Genomic DNA, 23,941 nt, shown 5'->3' on the forward strand with positions numbered 1-23,941 from the left:
CGACCCGCAAGGCGGCATATTCGTGTACGCCGTTTCTGAATTATCGCTACCTTAACAAAGTAGTTCAGGAATCAAAGGGGTTGCAGGACAGACGCCGGCTCGCCACCATCGCCCCTCGCCGTGATTGCCCGCCCCCGTCAGGAGTCTTCGTGAGTACTACGCCCGCGGCGTCCCGCCAGCGTTTCGGTGAAATCCGCCGGCTGGCCTGGCCGATCATCATCTCCAACATCAGCGTGCCCCTGCTGGGGCTGGTGGATACCGCCGTGGTCGGCCACCTGCCGGACGCTCGCTACCTCGCGGCGGTGACCCTGGGGGCCACCCTGTTCAGCTTCCTGTTCTGGGGCTTCGGCTTCCTGCGCATGGGCACTACCGGCCTCGCCGCCCAGGCCTACGGCGCCGATGACGATCAGGCCCTGCGCAACCTGCTCGGCCAGTCGCTGGTCATTGCCCTCGGCCTGGGGGCAGCGCTGATCGTGCTCTCCGAACCACTGATCGATGCGGGCCTCTGGCTGCTTCACGGCGAGCCCGACACCCGGGCACTGGCCGAGGGTTATGCCCATATCCGCATTCTTGCCGCCCCCGCGGTGCTGATCAATTACGCCATCATCGGCTGGTTCCTGGGCCAGCAGAACAGCCGGGTCACCCTGATCCTGATGCTGACCACCAATGGCCTCAATATCGTGCTGGATCTATTGTTCGTGCTCGGCTTCGGCATGACCAGCAACGGTGTGGCCACGGCTTCGGCACTGGCCGAGTACGCCACCCTGGGCGTGGGCATCATGCTGGTCCGGCAGCGTCTGGGCCGGCTGTCCGGGGGGTTCGATGCGCGTCCGCTGAAGCAGCTGAGCGCCTATGCCACGCTCTTTCGCGTCAACCGTCATCTATTTGTGCGCACCCTCTGCCTGCTGTTCGCGATGGCCTTCTTTACCTCGCAGGGCGCACGCCTCGGGGACACCCCGCTGGCCGCCAATGCCGTGCTGATGCAGCTGGTGATGATGACCTCCTACGGTCTGGACGGCTTCGCCAATGCCGCCGAAGCACTCACCGGACGGGCTGCCGGCCGGCATGACTGGCAGGATTTTGCGATCACGGTACGCGCCTGCCTGCTGCTGTCGCTGCTCACGGCCGGCGGCGCCTCCCTGATCTTCGCCCTGTGGGGCAGCGATCTGATCGCGCTGCTGACCGATCTTGCCTCGGTGCGCAATTTCGCCGACCGCTATCTCGGCTGGATCATCCTCATGCCGCTGGTCGCCGTCTGGAGCTACCTGTTCGATGGCGTGTTCATCGGTGCCACCGCAACCCGCCCCATGCGGGATACCCTGATCCTGGCCGTGGCCTTCTATCTGCCGACCTGGTGGCTGACCCAGCCCCTCGGCAATCACGGTCTCTGGCTCGCCTTCACCCTGTTCACGCTGGTGCGCTCGGCGGGGCTCGGCGGCGTCTATCTTTATCGCCGGCGTCATGACTGGCGGGAGTAGCCCCGGCACCCTGCCCCGGCCGACCCGCCGACAAAAGCACGAGCTGATGGTCCGTCAGGCCCTTTCTCTCGCTCCGGTCGTGGCAGCCGGTTCATTATCATGTGCCCTCAAGCCCTTCCCGATCCGTCGCTGACATGACTTCACTTCCTGCCGTTCTGCGCCATGCCCTCGCCGGTCGAGCCGGCAGCCTGCTGGGCGCGCTGACAGTGGCCCTGCTGCTTTTGAGCCTGCTGCCGGAGAGGGCGCTGTTTGCCTCGCTGAGGGCCTATCTCGGCTTTCATACCCTGGTCGAGCTGGTCTGCATCATCGTCGCACTGCTGGTGCCGCTGTCGATCTTCAACGGCTATCGTCAGCCTGTGCCCGGGCCCTATGTCGTCATGGGCACCCTGTTCGCCCTCTCGGGGCTCGGCGACGTGCTGCATGTACTGACCATGGAGGGCATGCCCGGCCTGTTCCGGGCGGGCTCGCTGAATCAGAGCATCTACTTCTGGCTGATCGCACGGCTGTTTGCCATCAGCGGTCTGCTGGCGCTCGGGGCAATGCCGTTGCGGGAGTGGGGCCCCGCACGCGTGCGGCTTGTCGTCACCTGTCTGACCCTGGTCGGCCTGGTGCTGCTGTACGGCGGCTTCCGGCCGCCGGGCCATCTCCCGGCGCTGTTCGTGCCCGGGCAGGGGCTGACCCCGCTCAAGGTCGAAGCCGAGTGGGGGCTGGCCCTGCTCAGCCTGTGCGCGGGGGCGGCCCTGCTGCAGGGCCGGGCGCCGGGCGACCGCAATACGCGCCGGTTACTGGCAGTGGCAGCCTGGATCACGGCCCTGGCGGAAATCTGCTTCACGCTCTACAGCACCGCCACCGATGAGTTCAATGTCATCGGTCATGTCTACAAGGCGATCTCCTATACCCTGGTGTTCCGGGCGGTATTTCTGGCCCGGATCCGGGCTCCCTATCAGGCACTGGAGGAAGCACGGCACGCCCTGGCCGATCAGGAGCAGCGCTGGCAGCTGGCCCTGACCGGCTCCGCTACCGGCGTCTGGGACCAGTCCCCCCAGCAGGGACTGATCCATACCTCGCGGGAGTTCGCCCGGCTGCTCGGCTATGAGACGCAGGGCCTGCCCCACCAGCTCACCCGGTTTCGCGAACTGGTTCATCCCGATGATCGCGAACGTGTCCGACGCAGCCTGCAGGATCATCTGGCGGGTCGTACCGATCACTGGCGTTCGGAGCATCGCCTGCTCGACAGCCGGGGGGAGTGGCGCTGGCTGCTGGTCAACGGCCGGATCATGGCCACCGACACCGCCGGCCACGCTACCCGGGTCGTCGGGGCCGCCATCGACATCCAGGCCGGCAAGGAGCGGGAACAGGAGCTCGGCAACGTCCGCAGCCGACTTCAGGCCATCTTCGACATGGCGCCCATGGGGCTGGTGGTGTTCGATGAGCAGGGCCGACTCGAACAGCACAACACGGCCCTGCAGCGTCTGCTCGGCGAAGCCTCGGATCAGGCCCCACAGGAGATCTGGCAACTGGTGGGCAACGACCAGCGCCCGGCCATCCGGCGCCACTGGCAGCGCTGGCAGGCGGCCGTGGCTGATGGCGACACCACCCCCTTCAGACACGAGATCAGCCTGGCCGGTCACCACCCCGCGCCACTCTGGACCCGCTGGCTGATCACCCCGCTACCCGATGGGCACCATCTCGGGGTCATCGAGGACATCAGCAATCAGCGTCAGGCCATCACCCTGCTGCAGGAGAACGCCGAGCTCTATCGCAGCACCTTTGAAAGCGGCAACGCCATCAAGCTTTTGATCGACCCCGACAACAATCGGATCGTGGACGCCAACCCGGCCGCGGTCGAGTATTACGACTACCCCCTGGCAACCCTGCGCCGGCTGCACCTCGACGAGCTGGTCATGACGCCGCTCGAGGTGATCCGTGAACGCATCCAGCGTTCGCTGGAGCACGGCGGCAGCCACTTCGAATCCCGGCATCTCGGCCGAGACGGCCAAATCCGTGAAGTGGAAGTCTTCACGGCTCCGATCACGCTGGGCGGACGCCGGCTGATCTACGAGATGGTGCATGACATCAGCGCCCGCAAGCAGGCCGAGAACGAGCTTCACCTGCTCAATCAGCGTCTGGCGCGTTACGGTGAAAACCGCCGCCATCTCAACCAGCTGAGCGCCCGGCTTTACGGCCTGACCGATCCCTCCGACCTGCCGGCCCTGCTCGAGCAGGAACTGCCGGGCTGTTTTCCCGAAGTCTGCGGCGAACTGGCACTGCGCTTCGAGGAGCTCGAAGGTGAAGCCCATCGCATCCACTGGGGAAGCGCCGGCTGCGAACAGCACGTCTTTCATCATGAAGAACGACTGGAGAGCGCCGCCGGCGCCATCGGCAAGCTGACCCTGCGCGGTACTCCGGAGGATGACGAGGATCGCGCGCGCCTGGAGCGCATGGCCAGCGATGCCGCACGGGCCATGACACTGGCCGTGATCAATCTGCGGCTGCGCCAGCAGCTGACCCGGGACGCCTATCGGGATGCGCTGACCGGGCTTTACAACCGCCGCCATCTGGAAGCCGAACTGCCCGGTCTTTTGAGCCGCGCCACAAGCGAGCAGCCGCTCTCGCTGGTGCTGCTGGATCTGGACCACTTCAAGCAGCTCAACGACACCTGGGGGCACGACATCGGTGATGAGGTACTGCGCGCGATCGCCCGCCTGATGGAAGGCATGCTGCGCACCAGCGATATTGCCTGTCGCTATGGCGGCGAGGAGTTTGTGGTGGCCATGCCCGGCGCCAGCGCTGCCGTCGCCGAGCGGCGCCTGGGCATGATTCTCGAACGGTTTCGCGACTGGCGGCTGACAGTGGCCGGGGGCGTGATCGAACAGCGCAGCTTTTCGGCCGGGCTGGTCGAAGCGCCGCATCAGGGCAGCAACATGACCCAGCTGCTGGAACAGGCCGATCGCGCCCTCTACCGCGCCAAGCGCGCCGGCCGTGCCCGGATCGTCGTGGCAGCCGAGACTGACTGACAGGACGCCGCCGAAAGACGGCCGTCATGGCCGCCACCCCGCTCGGCCACGACGGCCCGTGCACACGGCACTGAAGCCGCTCAGTTCCTGTCGGGCGTAAAGTCGGGCGGGTCACTGGCAGGGAAGGTCTCCCGGGCAGCTTCATCGACCCGACCCGAGCCGTTGCCCATATCAATGGCGGGATCCACATCCTCGATCCGTGCCTGGCGGTCGATCGCCTGATCGGCCACCAGCCCCTCATCCTCTTCACGTACCAGCTTGCGCGGCACCCAGCGATGCTTGCCGGCCCCGGTCTCGATCTTGACGTAGTGCTCGTTGGCACTGATCACCCGTCCGAGCGTTTCGCCTTCGGGAGTGCGCATGGCACTGTCCGTGCGAATATCCATGAAAGCCTCCTGCTTTCCCGGTTCGACAACAAACAGTGTAGTTCAACCATCGATTTGCCAAAAAATCGAGGCAGGCCCTTCGATCGGTTCGATCAATAATCCGGAAGCCTATTGGACATTGGTCTTACTAGAGCAATCTCACACTCACTTGAAACCGTTTATTTACAGCTATATACGGAAAAACCATCCATCATGCGGCGATAGTGGCATTGCCTGTAATGATCGAATCAATCATTTTTATATTGTTCCGATCAATATCAATGACCAGCGCAATACCGGTTTGACGATCACAGTCAGGAGGTTCAGTCATGCGCCTGCTAGCCAATGTCGAGAAGGTCCCTGGCGGCCTGATGGTAATACCACTGCTGCTGGGTGCCACACTCAATACAGTGGACCAGCAGCACCTCCCCTGGGTGACATCATCTCTGCAGTGGCTCGGCGCCGGTCAGACCGGTGACGGGCACTATGAGTTTCTGCGCATTGGCGGTTTCTCGCAGGAGCTTTTCAAGGATGGTGCGCTGGTATTGATCGCGCTGTTCCTGTTCTGCTCCGGCAGTCAGATGAATCTGCGAGTAGGGGGCCATGCGCTCAAGAAAGGTGTGCTGCTGGTTGCCGCCAAGTATCTGACCGGTCTGGCAGTCGGGATCACCCTGGGATGGCTGTTCGGACCCTTCAATGGTCTGCTGGGACTGTCAACGGTGGCCATCATAGCCGCCATGACCAACGGCAATGGAGGTATGTATGCTGCATTGACCAGTCAGTACGGAAACCGTTCTGATACTGGCGCCGTTGCCATCCTGTCACTCAACGATGGCCCCTTCTTCACCCTGATGTCACTGGGTCTGCTGGGCTCCCAGTTTCCAGTCATCGCTTTCATTGCCGTACTGCTGCCGATCGCACTGGGCATGCTACTGGGCAATCTCGACGAAGATATTCGCAACTTCCTCAAGCCCGGCGAGATTCTACCGGTTCCCTTTTTCGCCTTTGCGCTTGGCGCCAACATGAACCTGGCGGCCTTCTTCAACCCGGAGGTCGTGGGCGCCGGATTGCTGCTTGGGGTAATGACCACGGTACTGACCGGGGGGATCGGCATCCTGGTCTTTCGGCTGTTCCGTGAACGCAGCGTAATCGCACCAATTTCGGAGGCAACTACTGCCGGCAATGCTGCTGGTACACCGGCCGCCATCGCAGCGGCTGCTTCGGTAGCTGCCGGTTCCGGCATGATGAGCGCTGCAGAGGCGCAGCAGTATCAGGATCTGGTGTCCATTGCGACGTCGCAGATTTCCATTTCGACCCTGACCACTGCGCTGCTGGGGCCAGCTGCCGTCATGCTGGTGGATCGCTGGCAGCGCCGCCGCGGGATCGATGGTACCGTCGAGCGCGATGCCACAAACGCTTCGGAGGAGGCGCCCCGCCCCACCGCGGACAGCGCCTGAACGGCCCGGCGTCAATCATGCAGGCTATGCTGAACGAAGCGGCCACCGAGCCGGCCGCTTCAATCCGGCAGGAGACAACATGCAGACATCACTGCTCTACGGTCGGGGCGAACTCCCCCTCGACCTGCCCGAGGACACCTTCGTGGTCGAGCCACCGGTCCAGCACGCCCTCGCAGCGCCCGAGGACGCCATTCGCGCCGCGCTCGACGCGCCCATCGACACGCCAGCGCTGAAGGAGATGGTGCGGGCCGAGGATCGGGTCGCCATCGTCATCAGCGACATCACCCGCCCGACGCCCAATCATCTGCTGGTGCCACTGCTGATCGACACGCTCGCTCATGTCCCGCATGACCATTTCGTCATCATCAATGGCACCGGCACCCACCGCGATCAGACCGAAGACGAGCTGCGCGGCATGCTGGGCGACTGGGTGGTCGATCACATCGAGATCATCAACAACCACTGCGACAATTACGACGAGCTGATCAACGTCGGCGACAACAGCTTCGGCTGCCCCTCCTGGCTCAATCGCCGCTATGTCGAGGCCGACTTTCGCATCGTCACCGGCTTCATCGAGCCGCACTTCTTTGCCGGGTTCTCCGGCGGGCCCAAGGGGATCATGCCGGGCATTGCCGGGCTCGAGACCATCATGACCTTCCATAACGCCCGCATGATCGGCGATCCGCGCTCGACCTGGGGCAACATGGCGGACAATCCGCTGCAGGCGATGACCCGCGAGATCAATGCGCTCTGCCCACCGCACTTCATGCTCAATGTCACCCTCAATCGCGACAAGGCGATCACGAAGGTCTTCGCCGGCGACATGACCGAGGCCCACCGCCGCGGCTGTGAACATGAACTCGAACACGCCATGGTGCGCTGTGACGAACGCTTCGATGTCGTGATCACCGGCAACTCCGGCTATCCGCTCGATCAGAACCTCTATCAGGCGGTCAAGGGCATGAGCGCGGCGCACAAGATCGTGCGCGAGGGCGGCACCATCATCATGGCGGCAGAGTGCTCGGATGGCATTCCCGAGCACGGCAAGTTCGCCGAAATTCTGACCATGGCCGATACCCCGCAGGCCCTGCTCGAGATGATCGAGGACCCGGAGTTTGCCATGCTCGATCAGTGGCAGGTCCAGAAGCAGGCGGTCATCCAGAGCTTTGCCAACGTGATGCTCTACTCCACCCTGAGCGACGACCATACGCGCCGGGCCCTGCTGGAGCCGACGCACGACATCGAAGCCACCCTCGCCACGCTGCAAAAGCGTTATGGTAACGGCATGCGAGTCGCGGTCATGCCGCTGGGGCCGCTGACCGTTCCCTATGTGGATGAATGATCACCGGATGCGCACAATCCCGGAAGGATTTTCATGAGCGATGTGAGCTTTAGCAATCGGATCGAACATGTCTCGGTCGACCCACCCGCTGGCCCGAGCGGACCACAGCTGACCCATGACGTCAGCGAGGGCACGGCGCTGGAGGCCAGGCTCGAGCAGCTGCGCGCAGTATTGCGTGAAATGGGCGATGTCGTGGTGGCCTTCTCCGGCGGTGTCGACAGCACCTTTCTACTGGCCGTGGCGCTGGACACGCTGGGCAGGGAACATGTACTGGCGGTAACTGCCGACTCCGAATCCTACCCCTATGAGGAGCTCGATGCTGCCCGCGAGCTGGCGCGGCAGCTGAACGCACCACATCGGGTGATCCGGACCTCGGAGCTCGACATCCCGGGCTACGCCGACAATGACGCCAGTCGCTGCTACTACTGCAAGTCCGGGCTGTTCACTCATCTGGCACCGGTCATGGTCGAAGCCGGCCTGCACAATATCGTGTTCGGCCTGATTGCCGACGATATCGGCGAGCATCGCCCCGGCACCATCGCCGCGCGTGAACACGGCGTGCGCGGGCCGCTGCACGAGGTCGGGCTCTACAAGGCCGAGATTCGCGAACTCTCGCAGGCCATGGGCCTGCCCACCTGGAACAAGCCCTCGCTGGCCTGTCTCTCTTCCCGGGTGGCCTATGGCGAACGGATCACGCTGGAAAAGCTCGAGCGTATCGCCGAAGCCGAGCGCCGGGTACGTGCCCTGGGCATCGGGCAGCTGCGGGTACGCCACCATGGCGAACTCGCCCGTATCGAAGTCGCACCCGCCGACATGCCCCGCCTGCTCGAACATCATGACCGGCTGGTCAGCGAGCTCACCGAACTGGGTTATCACTGGGTCACGCTCGATCTTGCCGGCTATCGCAGTGGCAGCATGACCCGCATGCTCGAGCCCGACACACGGACCACCCATGAGTGAACACAGCGACAACGAGCGCATCGCCGATCTCGGCTTTGCCCGCGTCGACCATGACCGCGAGGCACGCAACGGTGTCCCTGAAGTCATCTTCGGCGAAGGCAAGCGGGCCGAACAGATCAGCGCCATCGTGACCTGCCTGCGCGAGCGTCACCGGCGCGCGCTGGTTACCCGGCTCGATGCCGAGCGCGCCGAATGCGTGCTGCGTGATCATCCCGGGGGCACCTATGACCCTGCCAGCCGGCTGCTGCGCTGGGGAGAGGCCCCCGGGCGCCTGCCGGGTCGGGTCGCCGTGATCTGCGCCGGCACCTCCGATCTGCCGGTCGCCGAGGAAGCGGCCCAGACGCTGGAGTGGCTGGGTGTGGAAGTGGCCCGGCTCAGTGACGTCGGCGTGGCCGGGCTCGACCGGCTGCTCGCCCATCGCACCGCGATCGCCCGCGCCGACGTGCTGATCGTGGTCGCCGGCATGGAAGGCGCCCTGCCCAGTGTGGTCACCGGGCTGGTACGCAATCCGGTGATTGCCGTCCCCACCTCGGTGGGTTACGGCGCCAGCCTGCAGGGCGTCACCGCCCTGCTCGGCATGCTCTCGGCCTGTGCCACCGGCATGAGCGTGGTCAACATCGACAACGGCTTTGGCGCCGCCTGGCAGGCCGCCAGCATTCTCGGCCTGGTGGCACACGGCGTGAACCCGGCACCGGTCGACTTCTCCCACAACGCGGACGCCCCGGGGTCATGAACCGACTGCATATCGACTGTACCTTTGGCATCGCCGGCGACATGCTGCTGGCGGCGCTGATCGATCTGGGCGCCGATATCGGGAGCATTCAATGCGACCTGCAGCGCCTGCCGCTGGATGACTTCGAACTGGCCTGCGAACGGGTCGACCGCTGCGGCATCAGCGCCCGACTGCTGCACATCCAGCCGGGCAATCATGGGCACGAACACGCTCATCATCACGCTCATGCCCATGACCACCCCCACCGCCGCGCCGGCGACATCCTCGCCATGCTCGCAACCGCCGACCTGCCATCACGGGTACGGCAGCGGGCGCAGGCACTGTTTACCGCCATTGCCGAAGCCGAAGGACGCATCCACGGCATCGACCCGGCCGAGGTGCACCTGCACGAGGTCGGGGCAATGGATTCGATCATCGACATCCTCGGCGTCTGCCTGGCGCTGGAGCAGCTCGACATCGACATCCTCACGGCCTCCCCGGTCCCGGTCGGTCATGGCGTGGTCAGTATGGCCCATGGCCGCTTCCCGATTCCGGCGCCGGCCACCCTGGAGCTGCTGCGCCATGTTCCGCTGTCGGCTTTCGACGCTCCCGGCGAGCTGACCACCCCCACCGGCGCCGCCTTTCTGCAGGTGCTGGTCGGGCAGTTCGGCACACTGCCGGCGGCCACCCCGCTGCGGATCGGCTATGGCGCCGGCCGTCGCGACTTCGATCACCCCAATGTGCTGCGTGCGGTACTGTTCGAGCAGCAACCCGTCGAGCAACAACCCGCTGCGCCTGCCCGCGAATCGATCACGGTACTGGAGTGCCAGCTCGATGATGCCACCGGCGAGCAGCTGGGCCATGCGCTGTCACTGCTGCTGGAGGCCGGCGCACTGGACGTGTTCCATACACCGGTCACCATGAAGAAGTCCCGCCCCGGCACGCTGGTCACCGTCCTTGCCCGCCCGTCCGATGTCGCAGGACTGGAAGGGCTGCTGCTGAGACATACCCCCACCTTCGGTGTGCGCCGGCATGAATGTGCACGACTGGCGCTCGAGCGGCATACCGAGACGGTGACCACGCCGCTGGGCGAAGCCCGGATCAAGATTGGTCTGCTCGATGGCCATGAACTGCACGTCGCCCCCGAATTCGACGACATACATCGCCTCGCGTGTCAGCACAGCCGCTCATTCGAGGAGGTGAGGAGGCTGATCCTCGAAGCCCGACGGCCCGATTCCCCTCCGGATGCAGACGCATGAACCAGGACACAAATGATCAAAACAATCAAAAATGACCGATCCCAAAATATCCTGAAAAGCTCCGGTTAACAAAGGTTCCGAAGTATTTCCAGGCGATCACCCTGCGATGGTCTACTTGCCAATATTGATCAATTCAATCATTTTATGATCAATCATTGATCGGACACTTGCCATGTCGACCGCTACTCCTGCGCCCCGGAGCAACCGAACTGCTTCGCCGCCGTCCACCACTTCACTGCTGATCCTGGCCGACGACCTGACCGGCACGGCAGACAGCGCAGTCGGCTGTGCCAGCCGGGGACTGCGCACCCTGATCTCGCTCTCGCCCGATGCGGGGGCAGCGGCCGACGTGGTCGCCATCGATACCGACAGCCGCCGCCTGTCACCCGATGAAGCGGCTCAGCGCTGTGTCGACGGTTGGCAGCAGTGGCAGGGAGGCTATCGCCATCTGTTCAAGAAGCTCGACTCCACCCTGCGCGGCAATGTGGCCGCTGAAATTGCCGCACTGGTACCGCTGGCCGGTATGGCGATTGTCGCTCCGGCCTTCCCCGCCACCGGGCGCACCACACGCAACGGTCATCAGTGGCTGCACGATCAGCCGGTGGAAGAGAGTGAAATATGGCGCAACGAAGGGCTCGCCGGGCGCGCCGATCTGGTCGCCATGCTGCAGGCCGTCGGGCTGAGAACGGTTCATCTTGATCTGGAGCAGCTGCGTCACACCATTCAAGAGCTCGCCCGACAGCTGCAGGCGTTCCGGCAGCAGGGCTATCAGGCCGTGATCTGCGATGGTGAAAATGATGGTGATCTGGCCCGGCTCGCGAGCGCTTCAGCTGCCCTGACGGGGGTCTTCCATGTAGGATCGGCCGGACTGGGCCGGCACCTGCCGGAAGCATTCGGTCTGATGGGCAGCGCCGAGCCCCCCACGCAACCCCTGCCGGATCGCCAGCGGCCTGACACGCATCGGCCGATGCTGAGCGTCGTTGGCAGCATGACCGAGGTTTCCCTGCAGCAGGCGCAACAGCTGAAGCAACGGGCCAGCAGCCGGCTGCGCGTTTTCGAACTCACCCCCGATCAGCTGCGCCGCACACCTGATGACGCCATCCGCAACGCGACGGGGCACGCCCTGGGCGAGGCCCTCGCACAGGGACTCGATGTACTGGTGACCATCGCCTGCAGCAGTGATCGCAATCCGGCCGAGGGGCCACTGCTGGCGAGGCATCTCGGCGAGCTGCTGGCGCCAACGCTTTCCCGGGTCGGCACACTCTTCGTAACCGGCGGAGAGACCGCCCGCGCCCTGCTGACCAGCGCCGGGATCGACACGCTGCAGTTGATCGAGGAGCCCGATACCGGCATGGCCGGGCTGCTGACCGAACTCGAGGGCGCGCCGCTGCGCGTCATCACCAAGGCCGGCGGCTTCGGTGATGAAACCGCACTGGCCCGACTCTGGCAGCGCTATCGCGGCAGCGCGGCTGCTTCCACCCCGGACGAACATGGCTTCAGTCAGCAGGGACCCGGCACGATGACACGCAACGAGGAAGAGACATGAGCGAGCGACCCGTAGTCGGCATTACCATGGGCGACGCCGCCGGCGTTGGCCCGGAAATCATTATCAAGAGCCTCGCACACGCCTCGGTTCACGATCTCTGCCGTCCGCTGGTGATCGGCGATGCCGGCCGTCTCGGAGAGGCCGCGCATCGGCTGGAGAGCCCGCTGGAGGTACGAGCCATTACCCGGCCCGATGAGGCCCGGTTCGACCCGGGCACCGTCGACTGCATCGATCTCGGTCTGATCCCCGCCGATCTGGCCTGGGGGGAAGTCTCGCCCATCGCCGGTGACGCCGCCTATCAGTATATTGCCCGTACCGTCGAGCTGACCCGGGCCGGCGAGCTCGATGCCATCTGCACCGCGCCGCTCAACAAGGCGGCACTGCATGCCGGCGGGCATATCTTTCCGGGACATACCGAACTGCTGGCTCACCTGACCGGCATCGATGAAGTCTCGATGATGCTGGTCACCCCGAAGATGAAGGTGATTCACGTCACCACTCACATGGGCCTGCTCGATGCCATCGCTCGCATCGAACCCGGCCTGGTCCAGCGCACCATCGAGCGTGCCCATGCCACCCTGACGCGCGCCGGCATCGAGCGTCCACGCATCGCGGTGTGCGGCATCAATCCGCATGCCGGGGAGAACGGCCTGTTCGGCCATGGCGAAGAGGAAGAGAAGATCGTTCCCGCCATCAATATCCTGCGTGCCCGCGGCTGGGACGTCGAAGGGCCTCTGCCGGCGGACACTCTCTTCTTCCGCGCCGGGCGCGGTGACTTCGACTGCGTGGTCGCCATGTATCACGACCAGGGACATGGCCCGGTCAAGGTCATGGGGCTTGAAGCCGGCGTCAACGTCACCGTCGGCCTGCCGGTCATTCGTACCTCGGTCGACCACGGCACCGCCTTTGATATCGCAGGCCAGGGCCTTGCCGATGAACGCAGCATGCTCGAAGCGCTGCGCCAGGCCGTGGAACTGGCCACCCGGTATGCCGATACGGCCTGAGCCCCGCCCGAACCGCATGTCCGACACCACACGAAAGGAGCTGCCATCATGGAAAGAATCGGATTCATCGGTCTGGGCCTGATGGGTGAAGGCATGGCCCGCAATCTGCTCGGTGCCGGCTATCCGCTGACCGTCATGGGTCACCGCAACCGCCGTCCCGTCGAGGAACTCACCGCCCTGGGCGCCGAGGAAGTCAGCTCCCCGGCCGAAATGGCCGCCCGATGCGATATCGTCTTTCTCTGCCTGCCCGGCGCCCCGCAGATCGAGCGGATCGTGACCGGTGATGACGGTCTTCAGACCGGGGCACGTCAGGCCGGCGGACGCGATCTGATCATCGTGGACTGCTCGACCTCACAGCCCACCCTGACCCGAGAGCTCGCCCGATCGCTGGCCGAGGACGGCATTACCTTCATCGATGCGCCGCTGGGGGGCATTCCGGCTCAGGCCCAGAGCGGGGAACTGCAGGCCATCGTGGGCGCCGACGACGCCACGCTCGCTCGGCTCGAACCGGTTATCTCGACTTGGGCGGCACGCATCATTCATGTCGGGCCTACCGGGGCCGGCCATACCATGAAGCTGCTCAACAACTTCCTTGCCATGGGCTATGGCGCCATCTTCTCCGAAGCACTCGCCATTGGCGCCCGGGCGGGTATCACCCCCCAGGTGTTCGATAGCGTGATCCGGGGGTCACGCATGGACAGCGGCTTCTACCGCACCTTCTTTCAGTACGTGCTCGAACGCGATCGCAACGCCCATCCCTTTGCGCTGACCAACGCGCACAAGGACACCCGCTATCTGGTCGAGCTGGCGGAAAGCCTGCAGATGGAGGCCGGTGTTGCCCGGGCAGTCCGCGATCTCTATGCCCAGGCCGAAGCCGATGGGGAAGGCGAGCGCTATGTGCCGGAACTTTCCGATATTGTCGCTGCTCGCCACGGCATTTCCCTGGGTCAGTGATCGACACACTGCAGCGAACAACATGCCACAATCGGTCACGACTCGGGGTTGTTGCGGGAGAAGAAGATGAAGGTTGCCCGACGCCGTCAGGCCATGCTCGATGCCGTGCTTGCCGGCATGACCGAAGTGGAAGCCCTGTGTGCCCACTTCGGGGTCTCGGAAGCCACGGTGCGACGCGATCTGGGCGCGCTGGCCGAACAGGGGCTGGTCGTGCGTACCTACGGGGGCGCCACGGCGCGCCTCGGCCCTCGCGAACCCGAACTCACCCTGGAGCAGCGTCGCGAGCGTCAGGGGGACATCAAGGCCCGACTGGCCCAGCTGGCGCTGGAGCAGGTGCATGATGGCGAAACCCTGCTGCTCGATGGCGGCACCACCACCGCGGCACTGGCCGACTGCCTGCGGGCCAGACGCGGCCTGCATGTGCTGACCAACAACCTCACTGCACTCGCCGCGCTCGGTGACCTGCCGGAAGGACACGTCACCGTGCTCGGCGGCGATCTGCGCGTGCCGAGCATGACCACCCATGGCCGTCTGGCCCACGCTGCGCTGGGGCGGGTCAGCGTGGATCGGGTATTCATGAGCGCCGATGGCGTCGTGGCCGGGATGGGGCTGTGTGAAGCCAGTCCCGAGCAGGCCTGGCTGAAGGAGGCGATGATCCAGCGCGCAGCCAGGCTCCACGTCATGGCCGATGCCACCAAGCTCGGGCGGGCCAGCCAGCAGCACTGGACCCCGCTGCCGCGGCGCTGGAGCCTGATTACCGATGCCGATGATGACACCCTGCTGGACACCTTTCGTGCCCAGGGGGCCGAGATCTGCAACGGCCTGCCCGCCACCGGGCCCTGAAGTACCGTGATTTGCCGCCGTGCTCCCCGGTCATGGCGAGCCAAGCCTAACCTGGGTAATGGCCAACGCCCGCCCGGGCTGGGACAGTAGTGGTCATGAATCGACAATGACCGTCACGGAGGCCGGTTTCATGGATGAACGGGAACTCAATCGTGTCGTGGAGTTCATGACCGAGCAGCAGCTGGTCATGGCCACGGCGGAATCCTGCACGGCAGGTCTGATCGTCTCGGAGCTGGTCAGCATACCGGGCACCGGCCAGCTGCTGGATTCCGGGCTGGTGGTGTACTCGCCCGAGGCCAAGCAGCGCTATCTGGATATCGACGATAGCCTCTTCGAGCAGTACTCGCTGACCAGCGAGGTGATCGCCCGCGCCATGGCCCAGGGCGCCCTGAACAATACCCATGCGACCGTCACGCTGGCCAATACCGGCGTGGCCGGCCCGGCGGCGGGAGATGATGGTACGCCGGTGGGTACGGTCTGCTTCGCCTGGGGCTTTCGCTTCGATTCGGGCGATATCGTGCTCTCCGAAACCCGCCGTTTCGACGGCGATCGCAATGAGGTGCGCATGGCAGCAGCCCACTACGCCCTCAATCGCATCAGCGACTACCATCGGCAGGCCAGTCAGTCCTCGCAGGCCTCCTGAGTCGCCGTTACATTTCTGCAGGAAGGGAGTCATCAGGCAATGAGCACCGCGACCACCTCGCAGCAATCGCAAATCATCGAAGCCCTCGGCGTCGAAGGCAGCTTCGAAGCCGAGCAGGCCATCGAGCAGCGCATCGAGTTCCTCTGCCACCAGCTCCGGGACAATGGCCTGAGTGCCCTGGTACTGGGCATCAGCGGCGGTCTGGACTCCTCCACGGCCGGGCGTCTGTGTCAGCTTGCCGTGGAGCGCCTGCGCGAGCAGAGCTACCCGGCCACCTTTTACGCACTGCGCCTGCCCTATGGCGAACAGGCCGATGAAAGCGACGCCCGACACGCGCTGCAATTCATTCGTCCCGACCGGGAACTGGGCATCAATGTAAAGCCTGCCAGCGACGCCCAGCTCGATACGCTGAAACAGGGGGGGCTCGAGTTCCGTGACGCGTATCACGAGGATTTCGTGCTCGGCAACATCAAGGCGCGTCAGCGCATGATCGCCCAGTACGCCGTAGCCGGCACCCACGACGGTCTGGTGGTGGGTACCGATCATCCCGCCGAGGCGGTGATGGGCTTTTTCACCAAGTTCGGTGACGGCGCCTGCGATATCACCCCGCTGGGCGGACTCAACAAGCGCCGCATCCGCGCCGTGGCCGATGCCCTGGGGGCCGACGAGTCGATCTCCGGCAAGACCCCGACCGCCGATCTGGAGTCACTGACGCCGCAGCGCTCCGACGAGGACGCCTTCGGTATCAGCTACGATGACATCGACGACTATCTGGAAGGCCGGTCGGTCAGCGAGCATGTCGAGCGCACCATTGTCGAGGCGTATCGCAAGACGGCACACAAGCGCGAACTGCCTCGCGCCCCGGAATGAACGCAACTGCTTGACGCCACGGTCGTGAGCCTCTGAGATACTGCGAGCAATCAAGGAGGCTGACATGACCGAACAACCAGGCGACGCCCGTCGCGAGACCCCCGGCAGATGGCAGACGCAGCGTGCCGATCGGTCATTGCCCCGCTGGCGCGAGCTGTTCTATATCGGCTGGGACAGTGCCATCGTGGCCCTGGTGTCGCTGAGTCTGGCACTGATCCTGCTCGATACCCTCTATGTGCTGACGCCACTGCCGGCGCTGCTGCAGTCCCTCTCACCCCAGCTGCACCAGGCCGGCGAGTGGCTGCACCGGCACTTCACCACCATCGATCTCTGGTTCGTTGCCATTCTGGCGTTCGATGTACTGGCCAGCTGGGCGCTGGCCATCCTCGAGCGCCGCTATTACCGCTGGTTCTACTACCCCTTCATTCACTGGTACGACGTGCTGGGCTGCCTGCCGGTCGGTGGCTTTCGCATGCTGCGTATTCTGCGTGTGATCGGACTGATGGTCCGGCTGCAGCGCATGGGCATCATTGATGTGACGCGCTGGCGCATCTTTCTGTTTTTCAATCACTACTATCAGATCCTGCTGGAGGAGCTCTCCGATCGCGTGGCGCTCAAGCTGCTGGGCAACCTGCAGGAGGAGATCCGCGAGAGCAACCGCCTGCCCGAAAAGGTGGTCGAACGGGTACTGCGGCCACGCAAGCAGCAGCTGATCGACGATATCGCCCAGCGGGTCAACACCATCGTCAGCGAAGGCTACGGGCACAATCGCGACCATGTGGAGACCTGGGTGACCGGGCTGATTCACCGCGCCGTCACCGAGAACCCCGGCATGCGCCGGCTGTCCCGCATGCCGATGGGAGCCAGCGTGGTCGAGGCACTCGACGAGACGCTGGCCGATGTGGTCAGCCGCCTGATCCGCGAAGCGGTAATCGGCATGCGCTCGCCGGAATTCCGGGAGCTGGCCGGCGAGCTGGCCGACAGCGGTTTCGATGTCATGACCCGGATCGGGCGCGATGACAGCCACTCGCTCGAGGAAGCCATGGTCGAGGTGCTGGAGATCATCAAGGAGGAGGTGGCCACGCAGCGCTGGAAGGAAGAGCCCGGCCAGCCCCCTGCCGGATAGACCACGGCTCAGGAGGAAGCCGGCGTACGCCAGCGGATCAGCAGCGGGCAGCCCAGCGCCACGATGGCGATGCCCAGCAGCCCGCCACTGCCGGCATGCTGCAGGCTCGAATATACCAGTCCGGCACAGACCAGGCAGAACAACAGGGGAACCAGCGGATAACCGGGCACCCGGAAGGGGCGCGGATGCGCCGGCTCGCTCCGGCGCAGCACGATCAGGGCAATTCCGACCATCATCAGAAAGAACCAGAACACCGGGGCGGTATAATCCACCATGGCCTGAAAGCCGTCCCGGCTGGCGCTGCCGATCAGTACCAGCAGCAGGGCCATGACCGCCTGAACGATCAGGCCGCGGGCAGGATGGTCTCCCCGGGCATTCCATCTTCCCAGATAGCGCAGGAGTGGCAGATCACGCCCCAGGGCATAGTAGACCCGGGCGCCGGTAAACAGGGTGGCGTTGAGCGTGGACAGGCTCGCCACCAGGATCACCGGGGTCAGGATCATCGCACCTCCCTCGCCCATGGCCCGGCGCATCATCTCGTCGGCGACGGCCTCGCTGCTGCGCAGGTCCTCCAGCCCCAGCACACTCAGATAGGCCAGATTGATCGCCCCGTAGAGCAGCACCAGGATCAGCGTACCGAGCAGCAGCACCCGGACCATGCTGCGTCCGGGGTCGCGCATGTCGGCAGAGAGATAGGCGGCTTCGTTCCAGCCTCCGAAGGTCAGCAGCACGAACACCATCGCCATTCCCAGTGCCGGGAATTCCAGCTCCGGCAGCGCGGGACGTACGGTCCCGACCGGCAGCGACGCGGCCAGCCCGCCATGATGCCAGCCGGCCAGAATCACCATCAGACACGCCATCAGGGTCAGCAGGGTCAGCCAGCGCTGGGCGAGCCCGCCCTGCCGGGTACCGCGCAGATGCAGCAGCGTGAGCAGCGCGATGGCGAGCGCCGCATACCAGCCTGCGCCATGCTCGCCCAGCGGCAGCAGGCGCGTGGCGTAGTCACCGAAGACAAAGGCGACCGCAGCAATGGCCCCCGTCTGGATGACCACGCCCCGCGCCCAGCCGAACAGCGTGGCCATCCGGCGGCCGAAGGCCCGGGAAAGAAAGTGATACTCGCCCCCGGCATGCGGATAACTCGATGCCAGCTCGGCATAGCACATGGCCCCCAGCAGGGTGATGATACCGCCGATCAGCCAGCTTGCCAGGAACAGCCATTCACTGCCCGCATACGCCGCCACCAGCGGCGGGGTTCGAAAGATGCCGACCCCGATGACCACCCCCACCATGATGGCAATGCCATCCCGCACGCGCAGGGCACCACGGGGGCCCGCTCCCTGCGCCGGCGGCTCGGCTGCCTCAGGTGTTGTCACGGCTTGCCTGCCACGCCTGTGCGGGCTGCACCGGCGATGCGCCCGTCATGGCCGGCACCGGTTCGGCGGCACGCATGCGATCCCCCTCGACCCGGCCGTGAAAACGCATCGGTGTGCCGCCATCGTCCAGGGTAAAGGCAATACGATCGCCCCGCAGTTCAGCCTCGGTCAGCGTGACCTGGCGACCGTCGATTCTGGCGCCCCCCTGAAGCCGCTGGAAACGCTGGCTGAACTCGAGTGCAATATCGCGGCCCTGATGAGTGAGCTGCCAGCGTCCGGCCACATCCGCCGGCACGATCCACAGGTAGATATCCCGGCCGGTGGTGGTATCGTGCACATCCGGCTGCCAGTCATCCATGTCGAAGGCGTGCGAGACCACCCGGCTGCCGGGCTGCATGTCATGCAGGATCTTCGGACGCAGATCACGATTGACCGAAGGCAGCAGATAGAGCGTCAGGACATCGGCTTCGGCGATCGGCGTTTCAAACAGGTCCTGGCGGCGGAATTCGACCTGCTCCGCAACGCCCACCCTTTCGGCCCTCATGCGCCCTTCACGAATCCGATCCGGATCGATATCCACGCCCAGCACCCGGTCGGCACCGTGCTCGGCGGCCGCCACCGCAATGCGGCCATCGCCGGACCCCAGGTCAATGACATAGTCCGCCGCCTCGACTTCGCCGAGCGCCATCATCCGCTCCACGACCACCTCGGGCGTCGGCACGAAGGGGACATCCAGCTCGACCGGCTGGATCATCTCCCCGGCGCCCTGTCCGTCCTCTTCCGGCAGCCGGGGCTCGCCATGGGCCTGCGAAAGGAGTCCGCCGGCCAGCAGAATGGTACCGATCAGCGCATGCCACCGCGGGGAACGCCCGATGATCATAGCCTCTTCTCCCGTAATTCCGATCACTCGACGCTGCCGGCACTGCCACCCCGGCAGACAGGTTCGCCGGCTACCGATTCAAGAGTGGTTAACCCGGGGGAATCCGGCCACGACCGAAGGCCGTGTTTAAGGCCCGCCCAGGACCGGGCAGGCAAAATTCAGTTTCGCTTATGAAGGCCGAAATAGCGGATCAGCAGCCGCTCACGCAGCGCGCCGGGCAGCCATCGTGCCGCCAGCGCGACCGCGACACCGCCCTGACCGGCCCGGATCAGCCGGGGCCGGCGTCTGCGGGCCACGGCCGCCACCAGCTGCCGGGCGAGCCGGTCAGCCGGCGTGGGCTTCAGGCGCTCCGAGGAGATGGCCCGCCGGTCGATGGCCTCCTGCCAGGGCTGCCAGGGCGAGTCCGGCTGCAGCCGGGCATGAAATTCGGAGAGCGCCCGCTGGCCGAAACTCGACGCCACGGCGCCGGGCCGTACCAGGATGACATCGATGCCCAGCGGATCGAGCTCCATGCGCATGGCCTCGGTCAGCCGGTGCAGCGCGGCCTTGGAAGCGCAGTAGGCGCCGGCAAAGGGCGAGGTGAGCAGCCCGGCCACACTGCCGATGTTGATCACGCAGCCCTGCCGGGCGCTCAGCAGCGGCAGACAGGCGCGTGTCAGGGCCACCGGGGCGAGCACATTGGTTTCGAACTGGGCACGCAGGCGATCGCGCTCGAAATCCAGTACCGGCCCCATGGCGCCGTAACCGGCGTTGTTGATCAGCACATCCAGACCGGTCAGCTGCGTTCGAAGGGAGTCGACGGCCGCGTCGATGGCGCTGTCGTCGTTGACGTCGAGCCGGATCGGCGTCCAGCCGGAAGCCGCCAGCCGGGTCAGATCCTCTTCCCGTCGGGCGCCGGCAAGGACCCGGTAGCCTGCTGCATCGAAGGCGCGGCACAGCGCCTGCCCGATACCGCTGGAGCAGCCGGTGATCAGTACGGTGGGCTGTCGGCTCGGCTCGGTAGGCGCGGTCGACATGGGTTTTTGTCCTCCCTGGGCGGTGTCATGACAACAGTCCGAGCGAACGCACGCTACCGGGAAGCTGCGCCATGCGCAGTGCGTGTCGGCCGGACATCGCCTTTCTTTAATGTTTCAGGCCGCTTGCCGCGCCGTCGGCCGGTCGTTGTCATGCGGCATCATGAAATTGCATGTATTTTTGCCGATATGGCCATTCGGAACGCCACAGGGAACCGGCGCTGGACAGATACCCGGGCATGGAGTAGCCGTTACGCAAGCCCGTGAAGCAGTACAGGATAGCAGAGCTGCCTTCACGACCCACCCGATCTCAGCTCGTGCAAAACCCGAAAGGAATATCATGACTGACGCCATTCGCCAGGGTGTGCTCTACGCTCGTCAGCCCATCTACAACCGCAGACTCGAACTGGCCGGTTTCGAACTGCTGTTTCGTCCGATTGACAGCTCCGCACCAACACTGAGCGAACTTGATGGCGATCGCGCCACCAGTCAGGTGCTGCTCAACGCCTTCACCGCCACCGATATCGGCGAAGTATGTGAAGGGCAGCCGGCCTTCGTCAATTTCACGGCCGAAACCCTGAGCCACCACATCCCGTTCGATCCGGCCACCATTGTCATCGAAGTGCTGGAGACCGTGACCCCCAGCGACAGCACCCTTGCCGCCCTCCAGACCCTGCATCAGCGCGGCTATACCATCGCGCTGGATGACTATGTCCTGACCGACAGCAACCACCCCTTCCTGCCCTGGGCGGATATCGTCAAGCTCGAATATCCGGCCTATGACGCCGGCACCCTCCGGGCGACCGTCGCGCAACTTCACCGCTACAACCCGAAGCTGCGGGTGCTGGCCGAAAAGATCGAAAGTCATCAGGAGTTCCAGCACTGCCGTGACGCCGGCTGCGACCTCTTCCAGGGCTATTTCCTGGCCCGTCCGGAAGCGGTGCATGGCAGCATCATGCCGATCAACCGGCTCAGCGCACTGAGCGTCCTGGCGGAACTCAACCGCCCACGGCTGGGCATACACGAGATGAGCCGGCTGATTCGCAATGATCCCTTCCTGAGCCTGCGGCTGCTGCGCCTGGCCCAGTCCGCCCTCTACCAGCGGAGCCAACCGATCACCTCGCTGGAGGGCGCGGTCATGTCACTCGGCCTGAACCGCATCCGGGGGCTGGCCAGCCTGCTGGTCCTCTCCCAGCTCGACGACAAGCCCCATGCCCTGCAGCGGCTGGCCATCCTGCGGGGCCATTTCTGCCAGCGGCTCACCGAGCATCTTCCCGGGCTTGCCGAAATGGGCTTTACCACCGGACTGTTCTCCTGCCTCGACAGCCTGTTCGATCAGCCACTGGACGACATCATCGCCCAGGTCCCCCTGCATGAGGAGATCCGGGCCGCCCTGCTCACCAGAGAAGGCCCCCTGGGTCTGGTGCTGGAAACGGCGCTTTTGTTCGAGCAGGACCGCTGGGCCGCCATCGACTGGCCGCGACTCGACACCCTCAATCTCGACGCCATCGCCGTCGCCGAAGCCTATGACAGCGCCATCGCATTGATGCACAACGCGACCTGATCCCGCCGAAAGCGTAATTTTTTGTATCACCGGCGATAAAAAAACGGCGTTTACCTGTCTTTGTCCGTGAAGGTTTCGAGCAATATGGGCAACGGGAAGGCTTTCCATGCTGATTTCGGTACAGGCATTACGGGCACTGGCGGCATGGATGGTGGTCTGTCATCACGTCATGCAGGTCTTTTTCGGCTTCGATGCCAGTACGTGGCTGGGATACATGCTGTCGACCCGCGGTCAGATGGGCGTGGATATCTTTTTCATCATCAGTGGTTTTGTCATCTACATCACCACCCAGGGCCGCGACATCGGCAGTGGCCGGTTTCTCTGGAGCCGCCTGGCACGGGTGGCGCCGGCCTACTGGCTCTGCACCCTGATCACCGCGGTCATGATCTGGCTCGGCCACGATCTGATGCCGGTCTATGGCGTCGACTGGCAATCGCTGCTGATGTCGCTGGCCTTCATACCCCATGAAAACCCGGCCGATTTCGGCTACTACCCGGTGCTGCCGGTAGGCTGGACCCTCAACTTCGAGATGCTCTTCTACAGTCTGTTTGCGCTGGCCTGCACCCTGCCGTCACGCTTTCGCGCCATCACCGTTACCCTGCTGGTGGTGGTGGTATGCCCGGTACTCGCGCTCAATACGCCATTGAGCAGCTTCTACGCCAACCCGGTCATCTACGAGTTCCTGCTCGGCATCGGCGTGGGCATCCTGTACCGCAGGGGCTGGCTGAACCCGACCGGACACTACTGGCCGGCCCTGCTGGCCGCCCTGGCGGCAATGGCCACCATGCTCTGCTTTGCCGATCGCCATCCGTGGCGGCTGCTGGTCTGGGGCGCGCCGGCCGCGGTGCTGGTGGCCGCGCTGATCCGGCTGGAACCGCTGTTCCGCGGTCAGCACTGGCTCAGAAAGCTGGGCGATCAGTCCTATTCGGTCTATCTGATCCACATCATCGTGCTGTGGACCGGCCACCGGGTGCTTTACGAACACTACGACTGGGATCTGCTGGCAACCCTGGTGCCCTGCATCGCCCTGATCGGCCTGCTCTCCTGGGCCAGCTTCGAGTGGATCGAGACCCGCCTGTCACGCTGGCTGAAACGGCAGTTGCCGGTGGCGCGGCTCAGCCGCAGTCAAAGCCGCTAATCTGCTGGTTGTCATCGACTCGGATGTCCAGACGCTGCGGATTGAAATCCATGGTGACCATGGTGTGAGGGCCGACCACCCGATACTGCTCGGCTCCGGAGCGGTCGACGATCTGCTGGCGCACGCCCGGTTCCAGCGACCGGCCGGCCAGTTCCTCCAGCCGATCGGCACCGCAGGTGGTCGGATCGGCCTGCTGCGGCAGGGTACCGGCAGGGACCGGAGCGCCCTGGCGGGCGGCATCACCGGTCTGTTGCGAGCGATCATTGCCGCCCCCGAACCAGCTGCAGCCGGTCAGCAGGGTCATCATTCCCAGTACAAGAATCCGGCTCCGCGCTGCATTGCCGATGCCGGCAGCATCACCCGCCATGGTGGTCTCCCGCTATTGATGCGCCATTGC

Annotated in this window: 21 protein-coding genes; 16 read left to right on the forward strand and 5 right to left on the reverse strand. The window is 64.8% G+C overall.

Translation table 11 applies throughout. The features are described 5' to 3' along the window. The first annotated feature begins 149 nt into the window (after positions 1-149). Together C7446_RS13710 and C7446_RS13715 are read left to right on the forward strand one after the other, a co-directional pair. A complete protein-coding gene (locus tag C7446_RS13710) occupies positions 150-1,478 on the forward strand; it encodes an MATE family efflux transporter (protein ID WP_121173691.1) in 1,329 nt (442 codons plus the stop codon). Between the two features lie 134 nt (positions 1,479-1,612). After that, positions 1,613-4,495 carry an MASE3 domain-containing protein gene (locus C7446_RS13715; protein WP_121173692.1) on the forward strand — a complete coding sequence of 961 codons (2,883 nt, stop codon included), beginning with the start codon at positions 1,613-1,615 and terminating at the stop codon, positions 4,493-4,495. An 80-nt stretch (positions 4,496-4,575) separates the two neighbouring features. Here C7446_RS13715 and C7446_RS13720 read toward each other — a convergent pair whose 3' ends face one another. After that, entirely contained in the window at positions 4,576-4,881 is a 306-nt protein-coding gene (locus tag C7446_RS13720) for a hypothetical protein (protein WP_121173693.1), read from the reverse strand. A 308-nt stretch (positions 4,882-5,189) separates the two neighbouring features. Here C7446_RS13720 and C7446_RS13725 point away from each other — a divergent pair, with 308 nt between their 5' ends. The 12 genes from C7446_RS13725 (at position 5,190) to C7446_RS13780 (ending at position 17,576) form a co-directional block, all read left to right on the forward strand. Continuing rightward, a complete protein-coding gene (locus tag C7446_RS13725) occupies positions 5,190-6,317 on the forward strand; it encodes a 2-keto-3-deoxygluconate permease (RefSeq protein ID WP_121173694.1) in 1,128 nt (375 codons plus the stop codon). A 79-nt stretch (positions 6,318-6,396) separates the two neighbouring features. After that, a complete protein-coding gene (larA, locus tag C7446_RS13730; RefSeq protein WP_121173695.1) occupies positions 6,397-7,659 on the forward strand; it encodes a nickel-dependent lactate racemase in 1,263 nt (420 codons plus the stop codon). A gap of 33 nt (positions 7,660-7,692) precedes the next feature. Beyond that, a complete protein-coding gene (gene larE, locus C7446_RS13735) occupies positions 7,693-8,619 on the forward strand; it encodes an ATP-dependent sacrificial sulfur transferase LarE (RefSeq protein ID WP_121173696.1) in 927 nt (308 codons plus the stop codon). Then, positions 8,612-9,352 carry a nickel pincer cofactor biosynthesis protein LarB gene (gene larB / locus C7446_RS13740; RefSeq protein ID WP_121173697.1) on the forward strand — a complete coding sequence of 247 codons (741 nt, stop codon included), beginning with the start codon at positions 8,612-8,614 and terminating at the stop codon, positions 9,350-9,352. The genes larE and larB overlap by 8 nt, the downstream gene beginning before the upstream one ends. Next, positions 9,349-10,590 carry a nickel pincer cofactor biosynthesis protein LarC gene (gene larC, locus C7446_RS13745; protein WP_121173698.1) on the forward strand — a complete coding sequence of 414 codons (1,242 nt, stop codon included), beginning with the start codon at positions 9,349-9,351 and terminating at the stop codon, positions 10,588-10,590. The genes larB and larC overlap by 4 nt, the downstream gene beginning before the upstream one ends. A 172-nt stretch (positions 10,591-10,762) precedes the next feature. Then, positions 10,763-12,136 (forward strand): four-carbon acid sugar kinase family protein, encoded by a 1,374-nt coding sequence (locus tag C7446_RS13750; protein WP_121173699.1) that lies wholly within the window; start codon positions 10,763-10,765, stop codon positions 12,134-12,136. Further along, a complete protein-coding gene (pdxA, locus tag C7446_RS13755) occupies positions 12,133-13,140 on the forward strand; it encodes a 4-hydroxythreonine-4-phosphate dehydrogenase PdxA (protein ID WP_121173700.1) in 1,008 nt (335 codons plus the stop codon). The genes C7446_RS13750 and pdxA overlap by 4 nt, the downstream gene beginning before the upstream one ends. 48 nt (positions 13,141-13,188) lie before the next feature. Further along, complete coding sequence (locus tag C7446_RS13760) at positions 13,189-14,094, forward strand: NAD(P)-dependent oxidoreductase (protein WP_121173701.1); 906 nt, start codon at positions 13,189-13,191, stop codon at positions 14,092-14,094. A gap of 66 nt (positions 14,095-14,160) precedes the next feature. Further along, entirely contained in the window at positions 14,161-14,937 is a 777-nt protein-coding gene (locus C7446_RS13765) for a DeoR/GlpR family DNA-binding transcription regulator (RefSeq protein WP_121173702.1), read from the forward strand. Positions 14,938-15,067: 130 nt separating this feature from the next. Beyond that, the gene (locus C7446_RS13770) at positions 15,068-15,580 is read left to right on the forward strand and encodes a CinA family protein (protein ID WP_121173760.1); all 513 of its coding nucleotides are present in this window, start codon (positions 15,068-15,070) and stop codon (positions 15,578-15,580) included. A 39-nt stretch (positions 15,581-15,619) separates the two neighbouring features. Then, positions 15,620-16,450 (forward strand): ammonia-dependent NAD(+) synthetase, encoded by an 831-nt coding sequence (gene nadE, locus C7446_RS13775; RefSeq protein WP_121173703.1) that lies wholly within the window; start codon positions 15,620-15,622, stop codon positions 16,448-16,450. 64 nt (positions 16,451-16,514) lie between these two features. Then, complete coding sequence (locus tag C7446_RS13780) at positions 16,515-17,576, forward strand: ion transporter (protein ID WP_121173704.1); 1,062 nt, start codon at positions 16,515-16,517, stop codon at positions 17,574-17,576. Positions 17,577-17,584: 8 nt separating this feature from the next. Here the strand turns inward: C7446_RS13780 and C7446_RS13785 are convergent, their stop codons facing one another. From C7446_RS13785 to C7446_RS13795, 3 genes are all read right to left on the reverse strand, one after another. After that, positions 17,585-18,949 carry an APC family permease gene (locus tag C7446_RS13785; protein WP_211327959.1) on the reverse strand — a complete coding sequence of 455 codons (1,365 nt, stop codon included), beginning with the start codon at positions 18,947-18,949 and terminating at the stop codon, positions 17,585-17,587. Next, positions 18,936-19,829 (reverse strand): methyltransferase domain-containing protein, encoded by an 894-nt coding sequence (locus C7446_RS13790; protein ID WP_121173705.1) that lies wholly within the window; start codon positions 19,827-19,829, stop codon positions 18,936-18,938. The genes C7446_RS13785 and C7446_RS13790 overlap by 14 nt, the downstream gene beginning before the upstream one ends. A 158-nt stretch (positions 19,830-19,987) precedes the next feature. Next, positions 19,988-20,845, reverse strand: a complete 858-nt coding sequence (locus C7446_RS13795) for an SDR family oxidoreductase (RefSeq protein WP_121173706.1) — start codon at positions 20,843-20,845, stop codon at positions 19,988-19,990. 337 nt (positions 20,846-21,182) lie between these two features. On the opposite strand from C7446_RS13795, the gene C7446_RS13800 reads away from it, so the two are divergent. Both C7446_RS13800 and C7446_RS13805 read left to right on the forward strand, forming a co-directional pair. Beyond that, positions 21,183-22,406, forward strand: a complete 1,224-nt coding sequence (locus C7446_RS13800) for an EAL and HDOD domain-containing protein (RefSeq protein ID WP_170150094.1) — start codon at positions 21,183-21,185, stop codon at positions 22,404-22,406. Positions 22,407-22,512: 106 nt separating this feature from the next. Next, positions 22,513-23,544, forward strand: a complete 1,032-nt coding sequence (locus C7446_RS13805; protein ID WP_121173708.1) for an acyltransferase family protein — start codon at positions 22,513-22,515, stop codon at positions 23,542-23,544. Here C7446_RS13805 and C7446_RS13810 read toward each other — a convergent pair. Further along, positions 23,522-23,911 (reverse strand): I78 family peptidase inhibitor, encoded by a 390-nt coding sequence (locus C7446_RS13810; protein WP_211327960.1) that lies wholly within the window; start codon positions 23,909-23,911, stop codon positions 23,522-23,524. The genes C7446_RS13805 and C7446_RS13810 overlap by 23 nt on opposite strands. Positions 23,912-23,941 lie beyond the last annotated feature (30 nt).

Origin of the sequence: Kushneria sinocarnis (assembly GCF_003633775.1) — a bacterium.
In the GTDB taxonomy this organism is placed as follows: Bacteria; Pseudomonadota; Gammaproteobacteria; order Pseudomonadales; family Halomonadaceae; genus Kushneria; species Kushneria sinocarnis.